Raw genomic sequence first — 18,731 nt, forward strand, 5'->3', positions numbered from 1 at the left:
ACATATCCTAATATTCATTGTTTAAATTATCAATTTCACAAAAACAATAAGCAACTAATTAATTTTAGTAATATTAAAAATTGATTATTAATCAAAAAATAAAACTTTTTCAACACAGAATATCTTAAAAAAATGAAAGAATTACGTTATTTAAATAAATATTTCATCAAATATAAATACAGCTTTTCTCTTGGTATTTTATTTACAATTATCGCACAAATATTTTCTTTGTTTACACCAAAATTGATTAGTAAATCATTTAAAGCTATTGAAGCATTCTCAAAGGACAAATCAGTTACAACCGATGTCATCCAACAGGAATTAGTTTCAAATATTTTACTGATTATTGCAACAACTATTATTGCTGGTTTCCTTACTTTTTTGATGAGACAAACCCTTATTGTGATGTCAAGACATATTGAATTTGACTTAAAAAACGAAGTTTTTAGACAATATGAAAACTTGTCGCAAAATTTCTACAAACAAAACCGGACCGGCGATTTGATGAACCGTATCAGTGAGGATGTTTCCAAAGTAAGAATGTACGTGGGACCCGCCGTAATGTATACGATAAATACAGTTATCCGTTTTGCAATTGTAATTGGCTATATGTATAATGTATCGCCACGGTTGACTTTGTATACCATTCTTCCTTTACCGGTTTTATCCTATTGTATCTTCAAATTAAGTTCGGAAATCAATAAAAGAAGTACTATTTTCCAACAATATCTATCGAAAGTTTCCAGTTTTTCTCAAGAAATATTTTCTGGAATCAGAGTGATTAAAGCGTATTCATTAGAAGACCAACATCAAAACAATATGGTCGATTTGGCAAATGAAAGTAAAAGCAAGAGTTTAGATTTGGCAAAAGTGCAATCCTTATTCGGCCCTTTAATGTTAGCACTGATAGGAATAAGTAACTTAGTCGTGATCTATTTTGGGGGACTTATGTACATTAATGGAACTATAAAAAGCATTGGAACCATCGCCGAATTCATCTTGTATGTCAACATGCTAACCTGGCCAGTCGCTTCATTAGGATGGGTTTCCTCAATGGTTCAAGAGGCCGAAGCTTCGCAAAAACGTCTTAATGAATTCCTGAAAATTGAACCGGAAATAAAAAACAAAAACTCTAATAAATCTATTATTGAAGGGAGTATTTCATTCGAAAATGTGAGCTACACCTATGAAGACACCAATATAGAAGCATTGAAAAATATTTCCTTTAAAGTAAAAAAAGGAGAAACGTTGGCAATCCTTGGAAAAACTGGATCCGGAAAATCGACTATTTCCTCTTTGATTTCCCGCTTATATGAAGTTACTGACGGGAGAATAATTGTTGACGGACATGAAATAAGCACTTTGAACCTATATGATTTAAGAAACAGTATTGGAATTGTGCCTCAAGATGCCTTTTTGTTTTCGGATAGCATTAAAAACAATATTAAGTTTGGCAAGGAAAATGCAACTGATGAAGAAGTGGAAACTGCTGCAAAAAATGCGGTAGTACACGACAACATTATTGGTTTCAACAAACAGTATGAAACCATTCTTGGCGAACGCGGAATCACTCTTTCAGGCGGGCAAAAACAACGCGTTTCTATAGCTCGAGCCATTATTAAAAATCCGGCAATTTTAGTTTTTGATGACTGTTTATCTGCTGTTGATACAGAAACTGAAGAAGCTATTTTGAATAACCTATATGAAATTTGCAAAGATAAAACCACGATAATTGTCAGTCATAGGGTTTCATCAGCTAAAAATGCAGATAATATTATCATTCTTGAAGACGGAAAAATTATTCAACAAGGTTCTCATAATCAATTGATAAATCAAGAAGGATATTATGCATCCTTGTATTTAAAACAACTTTCAGAAAAAGAATTACTATAATTGTTGTATAATAAATAAATTTTTATGATTTTTGATTGCTATTAAATAAAAAATTTGACTGAAAGGATTATGAGAGAAAATGACATGTTAGAAAAAGAAGAGATATTTTCTAAAGTTTTACGTGCTGGAAGAAGAACCTATTTCTTTGATGTAAGAGCTACAAAAGCGGATGATTATTACATAACGATTACCGAAAGTAAAAAATTCACCGAAGAAGACGGATCGTTTCATTTTAAGAAACACAAGATTTATTTATACAAAGAAGACTTTGCTGCTTTTGCAGAAATTCTTGGCGAAATGACTTCATACGTTTTGAACCACAAGGGCGAAGAAGTAATCTCTGAAAGACACCAAAAAGATTTCAAAAAAGAATACGCTTCTGAAAAAGCCGATACTGATGAAATCCTACCACAAACATCAACTTTTACTGATATAGAATTTGATGATATTTAATTATTAATTGCCTACTTACTAAACGAAAAGTCCAAAATCTTAATGATTTTTGGACTTTTTTTATGTTTGAAATCAAACTATTTCAACTCCTTGAATTCATATTTAAAATCACTAACTTTGTCAATAGCAAATGTTTAACTCGCTATCATTTTAATTATTATTGCACAAGTTAATATTCAGTCCTTTTATTCCATTTAGCACAAACAATTCAATTGCTTTTCTAATTTATAGTTTTAAAACTTAAAAAATTAGTCTTTATGCAAACCTCATCAACAGATAATTTTTGGCAATTTGACACTGCCTATTGGTTCCAAAAACTAAATAGTAGCGACCAAGGCTTATACAAAGCAATTGCTGAGAAAATCCTGTTACAATCCGGACAACAACAACAAAATAAATCTGTTTTAAAGAAGGACTTTTTCCTTTTTATGGGACAATTTAAAAGTCCGTTGATGTTACTTCTTATTGGCGCCGTAATATTATCCGCCTTTCTTGGCGATACAACTGATGCGTATATTATACTCTTTATTGTTTTATCAACAGGCTTACTTAGCTTTTTTCAGGAAAGAAATGCAGGCCGATTTGTAGCGGATTTACAATCTATGATTGCATTGAAAAGTAATGTACTCAGAGATGGAAAAGAACAAGAAATTTTTTCCTCTACTATAGTTTCTGGTGACATTATTTTATTGAAAGCGGGGGATATGCTACCCGCCGATTGTCTGATTATTGAATGTAATGAGTTGCATGCCAATGAAGCCAGTTTAACAGGTGAATCTTATCCAACCGCAAAAACAGCAGGGGTTTTAGAGCCCAAAACAGAATTAACCAAAAGAACAAACTGTCTCTGGGAAGGAACAAATATAGTCAGTGGCACCGCCAAAGCCTTAGTGATCAACACCGGAAGCAAAACTATTTTTGGCGCCATCGCTAAAAGTGCTTCAGCAACGGTAGAAACTAAATTTGAAAAAGGCATCAAAGACTTTGGTTATTTCTTGATGAAAATAACATTAGTACTTTCAATATTTATACTGCTTGTCAATTTGTTAAATCACAAAAGTGCGATTGAATCAGCCTTATTTGCATTGGCTTTAGCCGTAGGAATGGCACCCGAATTACTTCCTGCCATTACAACTATTGCAATGAGCGCAGGAGCAAAAAGGATGTTAGCCAAGAAAGTAATTGTTAAAAAACTTGCTTCTATACAAAATTTAGGAGAAGTCAATTTATTGTGTACGGACAAAACAGGTACAATTACAGAAGGGGCTATTATAGTGGCTAGAACCGTTGATGGGTTGGGTACTGAAAATGAATTTGTAAAAAAACTGGCTTATTGGAATGCTTTTTTTGAAACGGGTTATGCTAACCCAATCGATGAAGCCATAAAAAAGTTGCAATTAGAAACAAAAACTAACGTGGTAAAATTAGATGAGGTGCCCTATGATTTCATACGTAAAAGATTAAGCATCGCTATTAAAACAGACACCGAAAAATTATTGATCAGTAAGGGCGCGTTCAGTTCTATCCTGAGTATTTGTTCTGTCATGAGATTAAGTAATGGTCGCATTGAAAACATGGAACTGCATCAAGCCGAAATTGAGAACAAATATGAAGAATTTGGAATCAATGGCTTACGAACTATAGGTGTCTGTTATAAAACAATCAATACCGATTCTATTGCTAAAGAAGATGAAAAAACCATGATTTTTGCTGGTTTCATTTTACTGGAAGACCCTGTTAAAAAGGGCATTGTAGAAACCATTGAGGAATTAAAAAAACTACAGGTGCATCTCAAAATAATTTCTGGAGATAATAAAAATGTTGCTAAATCTATTGCTTTAAAAATTGGGATCATTAATCCTGTCGTAATGACCGGACAAGAACTGTTCAGTACAAGTCCTGAAGCACTAAAACATCTAGTGAGAAAAACACATATTTTTGCCGAAGTAGAACCACAGCAAAAAGAACATATTGTACAGGCTTTAAGAAAAACATATACAGTTGCCTATGTGGGTGATGGCATTAATGATGTTTCTGCTTTAACTGCTGCCGATATTGGAATATCAGTAGAAAATGCGGTTGATGTAGCCCGAGAAGCAGCGGATTTTGTTTTGATGGAAAAAGATTTAGCAGTAATTATAGATGGCATTAAAGAAGGCCGGAAAACTTTTGCAAATACTTTAAAATATATTTTTATAAATACTGGTTCCACTTTTGGTAATATGTTCAGCGTTGCAATTGCTTCTCTTTTATTACCATTTCTCCCTATGTTACCCAAACAAATTTTATTAACTAATTTCATTACTGACTTTCCTTATCTCACCATTGCATCTGACAATGTGGATCAAGAACAATTGAACAAACCCGGAAAATGGAATTTGAAATTCATTAGAAATTACATGATTATTTTTGGCATTCACAGTTCACTATTTGATATCATAACCTTCCTTATACTTTATTATGTATTAAAAGTAAAAGAATCTGCCTTTCAAACTGCTTGGTTTGTAGAATCCATTCTTACGGAATTATTCATACTATTCATAATACGAACACACAAAAACTTCTTCAAAAGTCAACCAGGCGAGTACCTTTTTATTTTGAGTATTCTGGGACTAATCGTTACCATTACGCTTCCCTATCTTCCTATTGCAAGCAAAATAGGATTGTCGCCGCTGCCGTTTCTCAATATGGGCATTATGCTACTAATCGTTTTGGCTTATATCATTACAGCTGACCTTTTAAAAGTTTGGTTTTTCAAAAAATACATTCGGTCATAATACCCATAAGTCCTGCTATTTTTTATTTCCAAAAAAAGGATTTATATTTCGATTAAATTATATAATTTTATTCCAAAATAATTCTTCTAAATATGTATTAATGTTTTAGACGAATTTATATTAGTTAAGTATTGAGAATGGAAATAAAATTATTAATTATCCCAGGACTCGGTGATTCCGGAAAAGGCCATTGGCAAAACGATTGGCTCAAGATCTATAAAAATGCCCGTAAAGTAGTTCAGAACAATTGGAATGAACCTGTTCGAGAAGAATGGCTTGAAAGACTCCATGAAGCAATTCTGAAATTAGATTCTCCAACAATTTTGGTAGCACACAGTCTTGCGGTTTCTTTAGTGATGCATTGGGCTTCTGCCAATAGCAACCCTAATATAATAGGCGCTTTACTGGTTGCTCCAGCAGATGTAGATTCTCCAGAACATACACCAGAAAAAATTTGGAACTTTTCACCAATACCGTTGTCAAAACTACCCTTCCCCTCGATAGTAGTTACCAGTGAAAACGACCCTTATATTTCGTCACAAAGAGCAAAATTTTTCGCTAAAATGTGGGGAAGTGATTTTATAAATATTGGTCAAAAAGGACATGTGAATTCAGAATCAAATCTCGAATTTTGGGAAGAAGGACAATTGATTTTGAAACAATTGATTGATCAAATTGACCACTAATTTTTATCCAATTCGCAATCCATTTTCAATTTTGAAATCAGGAGCCAGTAAAATCACATCTCCTGCTGAACCTACAGCTCCTAATACGAGACATTCACTCATGAATTTTCCAATTTGTTTCTTAGGGAAATTGACCACGGCAACAAGCTGTCGGTTTAGCAAATCTCCTTTTTGATACCGTTGGGTAATTTGTGCGGAAGTTTTTCTAATTCCGATTTCTGGACCAAAATCTATTGTTAACTGATAAGCCGGTTTTCTGGCTTCAGGAAAATCATTTACTTCCAGAATAGTTCCCACTCGCATATCTACCCTTTCAAATTCAGACCAAGTTAGTATCATTTTTATTTAAGTTTAAAGTTGTAAACCAAATGCTTTACGATCTAAAATTAGCATATTAAATTAAAACTCAACCCTTTTTTCTTAACTTTAAAGCTTAAATTCTAAACCAGAAAAACTTCATGTCAAAAACTGCTTCAAAAATGATCTCGCTTGGAACCGTTGCTCCCGAATTTTATTTGAAAGACACTAATTCAAGTGAATGGCTTTCTTTTTCAGATTTAAAAGGTGAAAAAGGAACTTTGGTACTATTTATTTGTAATCATTGCCCGTTTGTACGTCATATAATTAAAGAAATTGTTATGATTGCCAATGATTATCGCGTTCAGGGAATTGGTGTTATTGCCATTTCCAGTAATGATGTTTCAAAATATTTAGAAGATGCTCCAGAATTTATGACGGAATTCGCTTTCGAAAACAAAATGGAATTTCCGTATTTGTATGATGAAACGCAAGAAGTAGCCAAAGCATATGACGCAGCTTGCACGCCCGATTTTTTCTTGTTTAACAACCAAAATAAATTAGTATATCGCGGTCAGTTAGACGACAGCCGACCGGGAAATGGAATACCGCTTAATGGTAACGATTTGCGTGGAGCGATTGATGGGGTGGTTTATAATCGAATAATTAATCCAAATCAAAAACCAAGTATAGGCTGTAATATAAAATGGAAATGATTTCAATTTTTATGAAAACATACTGATTTTCAATTGAATATTTTTTTTTAATTTGTTCCAAAAAACAAAAAAGTTACAACTATTTATAGAAATTCTATAATACCATTTTATCAAATACATCTAATTTTACACTATTAGAAATACTAAATTCATATTATAAACAGTAAATGTTATGGAAACAAATCAAATTAACAGCAACGAATCACTTAATGAAGATAATTTTTCTGCATCGAATATTTCTACAGATAAATACATTGTAACAGCACCAAATATAAAACTATATGTAAAAGATTATGGCCAAGGAAAACCCGTAATTCTTATTCATGGCTGGCCACTTTCTAATGAGATGTGGGAATATCAAATTGATACTTTGGTTCAAAATAATTTTAGAGTTATTGCTTATGACCGTCGGGGTTTTGGAAAATCCTCACAACCATGGAATGGCTACGATTACGATACTTTGTCAGATGATTTAAAAGCTATTATTGATCAATTAGATTTGAAAGAAGCGACGCTTGTTGGATTTTCTATGGGAGGTGGTGAAGTCGTACGTTATTTTAGCCGTCATGGTGGAAAAGGAGTTTCAAAAGCGGTATTCATATCTTCCGTAACTCCGTTTCAATTGAAAACAGATTCTAATCCGGCTGGCGTTTCACAAGAAAAATACGATAGTATGGCGGAACAAATTAAAGACGACCGAATTGGTTTTCTGGATAGTTTTGGGAAAACATTTTTCGGAGTAAGTTTCATCAGTAAACCCATAAGCACCCCTTTACTGGATTATTATAGAATGCTGTGTTCTTTTGCGTCACCACGCGCGACTTTAGAATGTGCAAAATCATTTTCCACAACCGATTTTCGTAGAGAAATGGCTACGGTAAATGTGCCTACATTAATTATTCATGGCGATGAGGACAAAACCGTTCCTATTGAAATCACTTCTGAAATAGCGACAAAATTAATACCCGATAATAAATTTATTGTTTATGAGGGAGCCCCACATGGTTTATTTTATATTGAAAAAGATAAATTAAACAAGGATTTACTTGAATTTTTAAATTCAGAAATCTAAATCCGAAATTACTTGAAGTCATACTATTGCATAAAAAAGTCCCAAAACTTTCGTTTTGAGACTTTTTTAATTTTATCTGATACCTGAAACCTGGTATCTGAAATTAGACTATTTTACGTCCATTAATTCGACGTCAAAAATCAATGTAGCATTTGGCGGAATTGCTCCACCAGCACCACGAGATCCGTACCCTAAATGAGATGGAATCACGAAACGTGCTTTGTCACCTACGCGCAACAAGGCAATTCCTTCATCCCAACCTTCAATAACATTTCCTTTTCCTAATGGAAATTCGATTGGTTTTTTACGAGGATATGAACTGTCAAAAACTTTACCGTCTGGAAGTTGTCCTGTATAATGTACCGAAACTGTTTTTCCATTTTCTGCTTTTTTACCTTCACCTCTTTGAATGAATTGGTAACGTAAACCGCTTTCTGTTTTTTCAAAACCAGCTGCTAGTTTTTCCATCGCTTCTTCTGCATCTGCTTTTAAAGTTGCATCACGTTTGTTACGTGAACCTTTAAAAGTGATAAAGGCTTCAATTGCATTCCAATTTTTAGCTTCTTCTCCTTCTCTGATAATTTCTAAAGATTCCAAAACATCACCTTGCTGTACTGCATCAACAACATCCTGACCTTCTACCACATGTCCAAAAACAGTATGTTTGTTATCCAACCATTCTGTTGAAATGTGTGTAATGTAAAACTGAGAACCATTTGTTCCAGGTCCTGAGTTCGCCATAGCCAAAACTCCCGGACGGTTGTGTTTCAAACTTGGGTGAAATTCATCATCAAATTTATATCCTGGATCTCCAGTTCCTGTTCCTTGTGGACAACCACCTTGAATCATGAAATCAGGAATTACTCTGTGGAATTTTAATCCGTCATAAAATTTAACCCCTTGAGGTTTTACTTTATTTTCTATGTTTCCTTCTGCCAATCCTACGAAGTTCCCAACAGTTCCTGGTGTTAATTCGTGCTCTAGTTTTACTAAAATAGCACCTCTTGTGGTGTTGAATTTAGCATATATTCCATTTTCCATTTTTGTATAATTTTTATTGAAAGGCAAATTTACGAAATTAATTTTAAAAAGGGAATTATGGAATTCGTTGATTTGGTTATTTGAAAGTTTAAAGATTAAAGATTAAACAGTACTCTAATTTAGAAACCATTTGAAAAATAACACTTGCTAAAAAACTTCGTAATTCCACTAAACCCTAGCCCAGATTACTTCACTTAATTTCTATCTTCATAGGAGTTCAGTGAACTTCGTTTGCAGTGAAAGATTGCAACGAAAAGCTGGAAATGACTCCTGATACTGAAACAAGTTCACATAGAAAAACTTTGTACCTTTGCGCTTTAAAACTAAGATTCAAAATTATGCGCATTGATATTGTTACCGTTCTCCCAGAATTATTGCGAAGCCCGTTTGAGGCTTCGATTATGAAACGTGCCATCGAAAAAGGATTGGTGGAAGTATATTTTCATAATTTACGGGATTATACAACCAACAGACAGAAAAGTGTGGATGATTACCCGTATGGTGGTGGTGCCGGAATGGTGATGACGGTACAGCCTATTGATGCTTGTATTACACATTTGAAAAGCGAGAGAACCTATGACGAAATCATTTATATGTCGCCAGACGGGGAAACCCTGAACCAGAAAATGGCAAATACCATGTCGATGCATGAGAATATTATTATCCTTTGCGGACATTATAAAGGGGTAGATCAACGCGTGCGCGACCATTTCATTACAAAGGAAATCTCGATTGGTGATTATGTTTTAAGTGGTGGCGAACTGGGCGCTTTGGTTTTATCAGATGCTTTAATCCGGTTGATTCCGGGTGTTTTAAGTGATGAAACCTCAGCATTGACGGATAGTTTTCAGGATGGATTATTGTCAGGACCAATTTACACACGCCCTGCTGATTATAAAGGATGGAAAGTTCCTGATGTTTTGACCAGCGGAAATTTTGCCAAAATAGATAAATGGCGGGAAGATATGGCCTATGAACATACCAAGACTAGAAGACCGGATTTGCTGGAGGAATAGTTTTCAGCGTGCAGTTTTCAGTGTGGGAATGAATAAAAAAGTTTTCAGTCTCAGTCACAGTTTTCAGTGGAGGAATCTCAGTTTTCAAAACACAATTTGAAATCTCTGAAAACTGAGACTGAAAACTTAAAAATAAGAAATTATGGATTTTAAAGAATTATTAGCATTTCAAAAGTCGTTTCAGTTAGCAATGGACATTTTTATGTTATCAAAATCTTTTCCAAAAGAAGAAAAATATTCCCTCACAGATCAAATTCGACGTTCTTCAAGAAGTGTTTCCGCAAACATTGATGAGGCATATAGAAAAAGACGTTATGTTAATCATTTCATCAGCAAATTAACAGATAGTGATGCTGAAAATTCAGAAACAAATGTCTGGCTGGAATTTTCTTTAAAATGCGAATATATAAATATTGAAACCTATAATGATTTGAATAACAAAACTATTGAAATTGGAAGACTAATTAATTATATGATCAATAACCCTGACAAATTTGGATGTAAAATTTAGTCATTTCTTTTTGTCGAAATATACTGAGACTGAAACTGCGACTGAAAACTAACTAAAAAAACTTGTAGATTAAAACAAAAGTTGTAATTTTACACCCACATTAGATTAACCTCTGGCGAGATCCGTGAATGTTGATTTAATAAAAACCATAATTAAAATTATCATGGCAGATTTAATGAAATTCGTTCAAGACGAATTAGTAGCTAGAAAAGATTTTCCTGTTTTTGGAGCTGGTGATACTATCACAGTTTACTACGAAATTAGAGAGGGTGAAAAAACTAGAACACAGTTTTTTAAAGGAGTTGTTATTCAAAGAAGAGGTTCTGGTAACACAGAAACTTTTACTATTCGTAAAATGTCAGGTGCTATTGGAGTAGAGCGTATCTTCCCAGTAAACTTACCGGCTTTACAAAAAGTTGAAATCAACAAAAAAGGTGCAGTTCGTAGAGCTAGAATTTTCTACTTCAGAGAACTTACTGGTAAAAAAGCTAAAATTAAAGACAAAAGAAGATAGTCAACGATCTCTTTACTATAAAAGTCCCAACATTGTTGGGACTTTTTTTTTGCTAATTTTTGCCATCATAAATTCCTAATTTAGGATTTAAGGGTTTATAAAACTAACAAATTCAGAATAACTAGTTAGTAATCTAAAAATTCGTGTTTTTCTATATAAAATGCGCCTTCTATTACATCTGATTTTCATATATTTGTTCGCCTTATTTCAAGTGAAACACCTTATTTAAGCTACATTTAACCGTGATTCGATTATAAAAATACAAAAATGACACAGAAATCAAAAATTTTTTACACCCTCACTGATGAAGCGCCTTTGTTGGCCACCTATTCATTTCTACCGATTGTACAAGCATTTACCTCAACTTCTGATATTGAAATTGAAACTAGAGACATTTCTTTAGCGGCAAGAATTTTAGCAAACTTTCCCGAGTTTTTGACTGAAGATCAAAAAACAGGAGATGCTTTATTAGAACTTGGACAATTAGCAACAACTCCAGAAGCAAACATTATAAAATTACCAAATGTTTCGGCATCTGTCCCTCAATTAAAAGCGGCAATTGCTGAATTACAAGCTCATGGTTATAATTTACCTAACTTTCCTGAAGAACCGCAAAACGAAGCGGAGACCACAATCAAAGCTAAATATTCTAAAATTTTAGGTTCTGCAGTAAATCCAGTTTTACGTGAAGGAAACTCTGATCGTAGAGCTCCTAAAGCAGTTAAAAATTACGCTAAGGCAAACCCCCATTCTATGGGAGCTTGGACTTCTGACTCAAAAACACAGGTAGCTTCTATGGAGAGTGGTGATTTTTACGGAAGTGAAAAATCACTTACTGTTGCTGATGCCACTGATGTAAAAATCGAATTCGTTGGTAAAGATGGTTCCACTACTGTTTTGAAAGCAAGCACACCGCTGAAAATAGGTGAAATAATCGACAGTTCGGTAATGAACCTAAACGCTTTAAAAAGTTTTGTAGCAAAAACAATTGCAGTTGCAAAAGAACAAAATGTTCTACTTTCAGTTCACCTGAAGGCTACTATGATGAAAGTTTCTGATCCAATTATTTTTGGAGCAATAGTAGAAGTTTATTTCGCAGCCGTTTTCGAAAAATATGCTGCTTTATTTAATGAATTGAATATTGACACCCGAAATGGTTTAGGTGATGTGTATGCTAAAATTGCTGGACACCCTATGCAGGCTGAAGTAGAAGCTGCAATAAACCAAGCAATAGAAAATGGACCAGCATTGGCCATGGTAAATTCTGAAAAAGGAATTACCAATCTTCATGTTCCTTCGGATGTGATTGTTGATGCATCCATGCCGGCAATGATTCGTACTTCGGGACAAATGTATAACAAGGAAGGAAAACAACAAGATACCATTGCCATTATTCCAGACAGATGTTATGCAGGAATATATACTGCGACTATTGATTTTTGTAAAAAACATGGTGCTTTTGACCCCACAACGATGGGAAGTGTTCCAAACGTAGGTTTGATGGCACAAAAAGCCGAAGAGTACGGATCACATGACAAAACATTCCAGATGAGTGCAGACGGCGTTGTGCGTGTTGTAGATACTAATGGAACCGTTTTAATGGAACAAGCCGTTGAAGCAAAAGATATTTTCAGAATGTGTCAGGCAAAAGATGCCCCGATTCAAGACTGGGTTAAATTAGCAGTAAACAGAGCTCGTTTATCAAATACTCCAGCCGTTTTTTGGTTAGACGAAAACAGAGCGCATGATAGAGAGTTAATCGAAAAAGTAACAAAATATTTAAAAGATTACGACACAACATCTTTAGACATTCGCATCCTTAATCCTATTGCAGCAACTGACTTTACATTAGAAAGAATCATTAAAGGACTAGATACTATTTCTGTAACAGGAAACGTATTGCGTGATTACTTAACTGACTTATTTCCTATTTTGGAAGTAGGAACATCAGCTAAAATGCTATCTATCGTTCCATTGATGAATGGTGGTGGTTTGTTTGAAACTGGTGCAGGTGGATCAGCCCCAAAACATGTCGAACAATTTTCACAAGAAGGTTATTTACGTTGGGATTCTCTGGGTGAATTTTTAGCTTTAGGTGCTTCATTAGAACATTTAGGTCAGACTTTAAATAATTCTAAAGCAATTATTTTAGCTGAAACTCTTGATGTAGCTACCGAAAAATTCTTGGCAAATGATAAGTCCCCAGCTCGTAAACTTGGAGGAATTGACAACCGTGGTTCTCATTTTTACTTGGCAATGTATTGGGCAGAAGCATTAGCAGTACAAGATAAAAATGCTGAATTGAAAACTATCTTTACTCCTATCGCAGTGGAATTCAAAGAAAATGAAGCCAAAATCAATGCAGAGTTAATTGGAGCACAAGGGAAACCTCAAGCTATTGGTGGTCATTACCAACCAAATCCTGAATTGACTGAAAAAGCAATGCGACCAAGCGAAACGTTTAATACTATTTTAGACAGAATCGCTGTTCCTGCAAAAATCGCTTAATAAAGTAATTTTACATAGTAAAAAAGACGACTGGAAACGGTCGTCTTTTTTTTTACCTTAGCAATACGTTAAACATTTGCTATTCACTAATTGACACTCTATTTAGTATAATTTGTATTTCTTTATTTAGAAAAAAATAAAACAATGATTCCAAAGAAAATAAGTACGTTTTTAATTGTATTATTAATCTCTATTTCTTCCTTTTCTCAAAATAAATTTACGCTAAGCGGAATTATTATTGATGCCAATAGCTATGAATCTTTAATAGGGGTCAACATTGTCATACCCCAATTAAAAACAGGTGTAACAACCAACGAATACGGATTTTACTCGATTACGTTACCCAACGGAAATTATACGGTTCAGGTAACCTCATTAGGATATCAAACCATAGCAGAATCGATCATTTTAAACCAAAATATAAAAAATAATTTCAAGTTATTAAGTAATGAAACTGCTTTAAAAGAAGTTGTTATCATTGATACTAAAACTAAAACTGATATTCGAAAACCAGAAATGAGTGTAAACAAACTCTCCATTTCAGCTATCAAAAAAATGCCTGTTGTATTGGGTGAAGTCGATATTTTAAAATCTATTTTATTGCTTCCTGGCGTAACTAATGCTGGTGAAGGCGCATCCGGCTTTAATGTACGTGGTGGCGGCGCGGATCAAAATTTAATTTTATTGGACGAAGCAACTATTTTTAACTCCTCTCATGTTTTTGGGTTTTTCTCGGTTTTTAATCCGGATGCGATCAAAGATTTGAAATTATACAAAGGTGGAATCCCGGCTCGTTTTGGAGGAAGGGCTTCTTCGGTTTTAGACATTTATCAAAAAGATGGAAACAGCAAAAAATTTCATATTAATGGAGGAATCGGATTAATCTCCAGCAGGATTTTGGCCGAAGGCCCATTTGTAAAAGACAAAGGCTCCTTCCTTATTGGCGGAAGAAGTTCTTATGCCCATTTATTTCTGAAACTATCTCCAGAACAAAAAAATAATTCGGCTTATTTTTACGACTTGAATACCAAGTTGAGTTATAAATTGGATTCGAACAATAGCCTCTATTTATCCGGATATTTTGGTCGGGACGTTTTCAGCCTCAACAAAAGTTTTACTAACATTTATGGCAATGCTACTTTAAACCTTCGTTGGAATCACTTATTTTCTGAAAAATTGTTTTCGAATTTATCCTTGATTTACAGTGATTTTTATTATGGCTTGGATTTGGATTTTGTAGGATTCAAATGGGATTCTGGCATTAAAAATTACAATATCAAATACGACTTCAAAAATTATATTTCTGATAAATTCAAATTGAATTACGGGGTAAACGGAATTTATTACGAGTTTAATCCCGGAAGCATAAAACCATCTGATGCTGATTCTGGAATTAATTTTGATCAATTGGATAAAAAATACGCATTCGAATCCGCTTTATATATTAACGCAGATCATGAACTATCCGATAAAATTGCGCTGTCTTATGGACTTCGGTACAGCATGTTTTACCGTTTGGGACAATCTACCGTGAATATTTATGAAAATGATAATCCGGTAATTTTCAATTCAGAATTACAGCTTTATGAAAAAGCAACTCCAATTGGCACAAAGTTTTATGAAAGAAATAAAGTCATGCAAAGCTATAATTACTTGGAACCGCGTTTTTCATTAGCCTACCAAATCAACGATGACCAATCCGTTAAAGCGAGCTACAACAGAATGGTGCAGTATTTACAATTGATTTCAAACACCTCATCGCCTACTCCGCTTGATGTCTGGACGCCAAGCGATAGTTTCATCAAACCCCAAATTGCAGACCAAGTGGCTTTGGGATATTTTAAAAACCTAAAAGATGGAATTTATTCTTTGGAAGTAGAAACCTATTATAAAAAAGTAAAAAACAGATTGGATTACATTGACGGGGCTAATTTAATTGCCAATAAAGCCATCGAACAAATAATCTTAAACGGTCAATTAAGATCCTATGGTTTAGAAATAATGTTCCGCAAGAATGAAGGTAAATTGAATGGCTGGATTTCCTATACATTATCCAAATCCGAACAACAAACTCTAGGAAAAACACCAATTGAATCCGGAATCAACAATGGACAATGGTACAATTCTGTTTATGATAAATTACACAATATAGCAATTACCAGCTCCTATAATTTAAACGAGAAATGGTCTTTCGGAGCTAATTTTGCATTACAAACCGGACAACCAGTAACATATCCCATCGGACAATACGAATACTTAGGAATCAATGTCCCAAGTTATGGATTGAGGAATAAAAATCGTCTTCCCGCCTATCATCACCTTGATATTGCAGCAACTTTGACTCCAAAAAGCAACAAAGACAGACAATGGAAAAGCGAATGGGTTTTTAGTATTTATAATCTATATAATCGAAAAAATGCTGCTTCAATCAATTTCAGACAAAACTCAGATACGGGAAACAATGAAGCTGTAAAAACTTCGATATTTGGTGTTGTTCCAGCGGTAAGTTATAATTTCAAATTTTAAAAATAAGAATCCACTGAGGTATCGAAATAAAATAAAATCATGAAAAAAACAACCCTTTATTTACTAATTATTCTTGCTGTTTTAAGCAGTGCTTGCGAAGATGTAATTAAAGTAGATCTAGATACTACGCCACCAAAACTAGTTATTGAAGCTGCTATCAATTGGAAAAAAGGCACTACTGGAGATCAACAGAAAATAAAACTCACCACTACTACTAGTTTTTATAGCACTGAAATTCCAAAAATTTCCAGAGCAACTGTCTACATTAAAAATAGTACTAATGCGATTTTTAATTTTTTAGAGGTTGCCAATACCGGTGAGTATGTATGCGACTCCTTTCTTCCGGTAATAAATGAAGTATACACTTTACATATTATTAGCAACGGTAATACCTACATCGCTTCAGAAGTTTTAAAACCTGTTGCGCCAATAACAAAAATTATACAAAAAAACGAAGGTGGATTTACAGCAAAAAACATAGAGATTAAAACATTTTATCAAGACCCAGCGAGTGAAACCAATTTTTACCTCTACAAATATGTATATTCAAACCAAGTGAAATCAAACTATTATCTAGACAAAGATGAATTTTTTAATGGAAATGAATTCTTCAGCATATCTCAAAACGATAATTTAAAGAAAGGAGATAAAATTGAAGTGAGTCACTTCGGAATTTCTAAAGCCTATGACAGTTACATGAGTGTTTTAGTAAGTATCGCAGGCAATAATGGCGGTGGGCCGTTTCAATCACCTCCCGCAACAGTAAGAGGAAATATAATTAACACCACAGATACTTCAAACTATCCTTTGGGATATTTCTCGCTTAGTGAAGTTGATATTAAAAATTATACAATTGAATAATTAAAAGCCACCAGCTATTCATTTCAAACAAAGTTCATTGAACTCTGATCAAAATAAAAGTATAGTGGAGTAATCCTGACTATTTCCATAAGGGGTAGAATGATAACTTTTATTTACTTTTACATCATAAATCTAAAATCAGCAATCTTAAACCTTAAATCTTCATGTCCTCACATCACATTGTTCGCGACGACCAAGAACCCGCCTTAATAATTGCCAATGGTGCATCCTGTAATCTAGAATTATTAGGTCAATTATTAGAATGGTCCCCATTGGTAATTGTATTAGATTCGGCCATGGAAAGAGTCATGCAATTAGACATAAAAGTAGATATTCTTTTGGGGGATTTCGACCGAGGATTTGATCCGGAGCAATACCAAACTTCACAATATCCGATCGAAATTATCCATACCCCAGACCAAAATAAAACCGATTTAGAAAAAGCTTTTGATTATTTAATTCACCGAAAAATCCCTGCCGTAAATGTCATTTGGGCAACAGGAAGAAGAGCTGATCATACTATTACTAATCTCACCAATATAGTTCAATATAGAAATCTATTGAAAATTGTCATTTTAGATGATCATTCGAAAATATTTTTATTGCCAAACAAATTCGAAAAATGGTACACAGCCAATACCCCCATTTCGTTAATTCCAATAGGACATGTCACTGGAATTCATTCTGATAATTTATTTTATCCGTTAAAAGACGACAGCTTAACCATTGGTTATAGAACAGGAAGCAGCAATCATGTAATCAAAGACGGCATTGTCACAATTGAACACAGCGAAGGTGATTTATTGATGATGGAATGTATGGATTAATGATGAAAAACCTATTTATAATCTCAACTTATAATTTGACAAAGAGATTGACTACCTTTGCGCCGAAATGGAAAAGATAAAACCAAAAACGATTACCGAAAAAACGAATTTACATCCAAGAAATTTGGATCGATTTGGATATGATTTTGAACAATTAATCAAAAATTGTCCTGAATTGCAGCATTTTGTTGCTATCAATGAGCACCATATAGAAACCATTGATTTCAGTAATCCAGAAGCGGTAAAATCGCTAAACAAAGCCTTGCTGATAACTCATTACGCCATACAGGATTGGGACATTCCTAAAAACTACCTTTGCCCACCCATTCCAGGAAGAGCCGACTACATTCATTATATTGCCGATTTATTAGCATCAAGCAATAACGGAATCATCCCGGAAGGTGAAACCGTTCAAGGTTTAGACATTGGTATAGGGGCCAACTGTATTTATCCAATAATAGGGAATTCGACTTACGGATGGAGTTTTGTAGGAACCGATATAGATGAAAAAGCAATCCAAAATTGCAAAAAAATCATCCAAGACAATCCAAATCTTATGGATATTATAAGCTTGCAATTACAAACTGAAAGTCGCTTTATTTTTAAAAACATCATAACCCCAGAAGACAAATTCACTTTTACTATTTGTAATCCTCCCTTTCATAATTCAAAAGAAGAGGCTACAAAATCTTCTATAAGAAAAATTAATAATTTAGAAAACACCCGAACTAAAAATCCAGTGTTAAATTTTGGAGGTCAAAACAATGAATTATGGTGCGAAGGCGGTGAATTAGGTTTCGTAACGCAAATGATTTACGAAAGTGCAAAATACCCGATGCAATGTTTGTGGTTCACAACTTTGGTTTCCAAAAAAGAAAATCTTTCCAGTCTTTATAAAACGTTAAACAAAGTTAGTGCTGTTACAGTCAAAACAATTGACATGGCTCAAGGCCAAAAAACAAGCCGAATTATTGCTTGGACCTTTTTAAGCGAAACTCAACAAAAAGCTTGGAAACTCGAATAATCATCAGTA

Annotated in this window: 16 protein-coding genes; 14 read left to right on the forward strand and 2 right to left on the reverse strand. The window is 34.0% G+C overall.

The window, feature by feature from the left end:
• The first annotated feature begins 132 nt into the window (after window positions 1-132).
• The 4 genes from ACM55G_RS09570 to ACM55G_RS09585 all read left to right on the forward strand — a co-directional run bounded on the left by ACM55G_RS09570 (window position 133) and on the right by ACM55G_RS09585 (window position 5,809).
• Entirely contained in the window at window positions 133-1,893 is a 1,761-nt protein-coding gene (locus ACM55G_RS09570; protein ID WP_416843683.1) for an ABC transporter ATP-binding protein, read from the forward strand.
• Between the two features lie 69 nt (window positions 1,894-1,962).
• Window positions 1,963-2,346: a PUR family DNA/RNA-binding protein gene (locus ACM55G_RS09575; RefSeq protein WP_416843719.1), complete on the forward strand. Its 384-nt coding sequence runs from the start codon at window positions 1,963-1,965 to the stop codon at window positions 2,344-2,346.
• 257 nt (window positions 2,347-2,603) lie between these two features.
• A complete protein-coding gene (gene mgtA, locus ACM55G_RS09580; RefSeq protein ID WP_416843685.1) occupies window positions 2,604-5,123 on the forward strand; it encodes a magnesium-translocating P-type ATPase in 2,520 nt (839 codons plus the stop codon).
• Between the two features lie 137 nt (window positions 5,124-5,260).
• Window positions 5,261-5,809, forward strand: a complete 549-nt coding sequence (locus ACM55G_RS09585) for an RBBP9/YdeN family alpha/beta hydrolase (RefSeq protein WP_416843686.1) — start codon at window positions 5,261-5,263, stop codon at window positions 5,807-5,809.
• Between the two features lie 3 nt (window positions 5,810-5,812).
• On the opposite strand, the gene ACM55G_RS09590 is transcribed toward ACM55G_RS09585, so the two are convergent.
• Window positions 5,813-6,148 carry a tRNA-binding protein gene (locus ACM55G_RS09590; RefSeq protein ID WP_416843687.1) on the reverse strand — a complete coding sequence of 112 codons (336 nt, stop codon included), beginning with the start codon at window positions 6,146-6,148 and terminating at the stop codon, window positions 5,813-5,815.
• Between the two features lie 119 nt (window positions 6,149-6,267).
• Here ACM55G_RS09590 and ACM55G_RS09595 point away from each other — a divergent pair, with 119 nt between their 5' ends.
• Complete coding sequence (locus ACM55G_RS09595; RefSeq protein WP_416843688.1) at window positions 6,268-6,822, forward strand: thioredoxin family protein; 555 nt, start codon at window positions 6,268-6,270, stop codon at window positions 6,820-6,822.
• A gap of 172 nt (window positions 6,823-6,994) precedes the next feature.
• Window positions 6,995-7,894: an alpha/beta fold hydrolase gene (locus ACM55G_RS09600; protein WP_416843689.1), complete on the forward strand. Its 900-nt coding sequence runs from the start codon at window positions 6,995-6,997 to the stop codon at window positions 7,892-7,894.
• Window positions 7,895-8,002: 108 nt separating this feature from the next.
• On the opposite strand, the gene ACM55G_RS09605 is transcribed toward ACM55G_RS09600, so the two are convergent.
• Entirely contained in the window at window positions 8,003-8,935 is a 933-nt protein-coding gene (locus ACM55G_RS09605; RefSeq protein WP_416843690.1) for a peptidylprolyl isomerase, read from the reverse strand.
• 338 nt (window positions 8,936-9,273) lie between these two features.
• On the opposite strand from ACM55G_RS09605, the gene trmD reads away from it, so the two are divergent.
• The 8 genes from trmD (at window position 9,274) to rlmF (ending at window position 18,722) form a co-directional block, all read left to right on the forward strand.
• Window positions 9,274-9,951, forward strand: a complete 678-nt coding sequence (trmD, locus tag ACM55G_RS09610; RefSeq protein ID WP_416843691.1) for a tRNA (guanosine(37)-N1)-methyltransferase TrmD — start codon at window positions 9,274-9,276, stop codon at window positions 9,949-9,951.
• Window positions 9,952-10,093: 142 nt separating this feature from the next.
• A complete protein-coding gene (locus ACM55G_RS09615; protein ID WP_416843692.1) occupies window positions 10,094-10,462 on the forward strand; it encodes a four helix bundle protein in 369 nt (122 codons plus the stop codon).
• Between the two features lie 163 nt (window positions 10,463-10,625).
• Window positions 10,626-10,976, forward strand: coding sequence for a 50S ribosomal protein L19 (gene rplS / locus ACM55G_RS09620; RefSeq protein ID WP_416843693.1), 351 nt, complete (start codon window positions 10,626-10,628; stop codon window positions 10,974-10,976).
• Between the two features lie 267 nt (window positions 10,977-11,243).
• Window positions 11,244-13,484: an NADP-dependent isocitrate dehydrogenase gene (locus ACM55G_RS09625; RefSeq protein WP_416843695.1), complete on the forward strand. Its 2,241-nt coding sequence runs from the start codon at window positions 11,244-11,246 to the stop codon at window positions 13,482-13,484.
• A gap of 144 nt (window positions 13,485-13,628) precedes the next feature.
• A complete protein-coding gene (locus tag ACM55G_RS09630) occupies window positions 13,629-16,010 on the forward strand; it encodes a TonB-dependent receptor (RefSeq protein ID WP_416843697.1) in 2,382 nt (793 codons plus the stop codon).
• 39 nt (window positions 16,011-16,049) lie between these two features.
• Complete coding sequence (locus tag ACM55G_RS09635) at window positions 16,050-16,871, forward strand: DUF4249 family protein (RefSeq protein WP_416843698.1); 822 nt, start codon at window positions 16,050-16,052, stop codon at window positions 16,869-16,871.
• 164 nt (window positions 16,872-17,035) lie between these two features.
• Window positions 17,036-17,698 (forward strand): thiamine diphosphokinase, encoded by a 663-nt coding sequence (locus ACM55G_RS09640; protein WP_416843699.1) that lies wholly within the window; start codon window positions 17,036-17,038, stop codon window positions 17,696-17,698.
• A gap of 67 nt (window positions 17,699-17,765) precedes the next feature.
• Window positions 17,766-18,722, forward strand: a complete 957-nt coding sequence (gene rlmF / locus ACM55G_RS09645; protein ID WP_416843700.1) for a 23S rRNA (adenine(1618)-N(6))-methyltransferase RlmF — start codon at window positions 17,766-17,768, stop codon at window positions 18,720-18,722.
• Window positions 18,723-18,731: the final 9 nt, after the last annotated feature.

This window comes from Flavobacterium algoriphilum (genome assembly GCF_048158655.1).
Taxonomy (GTDB): Bacteria; Bacteroidota; Bacteroidia; order Flavobacteriales; family Flavobacteriaceae; genus Flavobacterium; species Flavobacterium algoriphilum.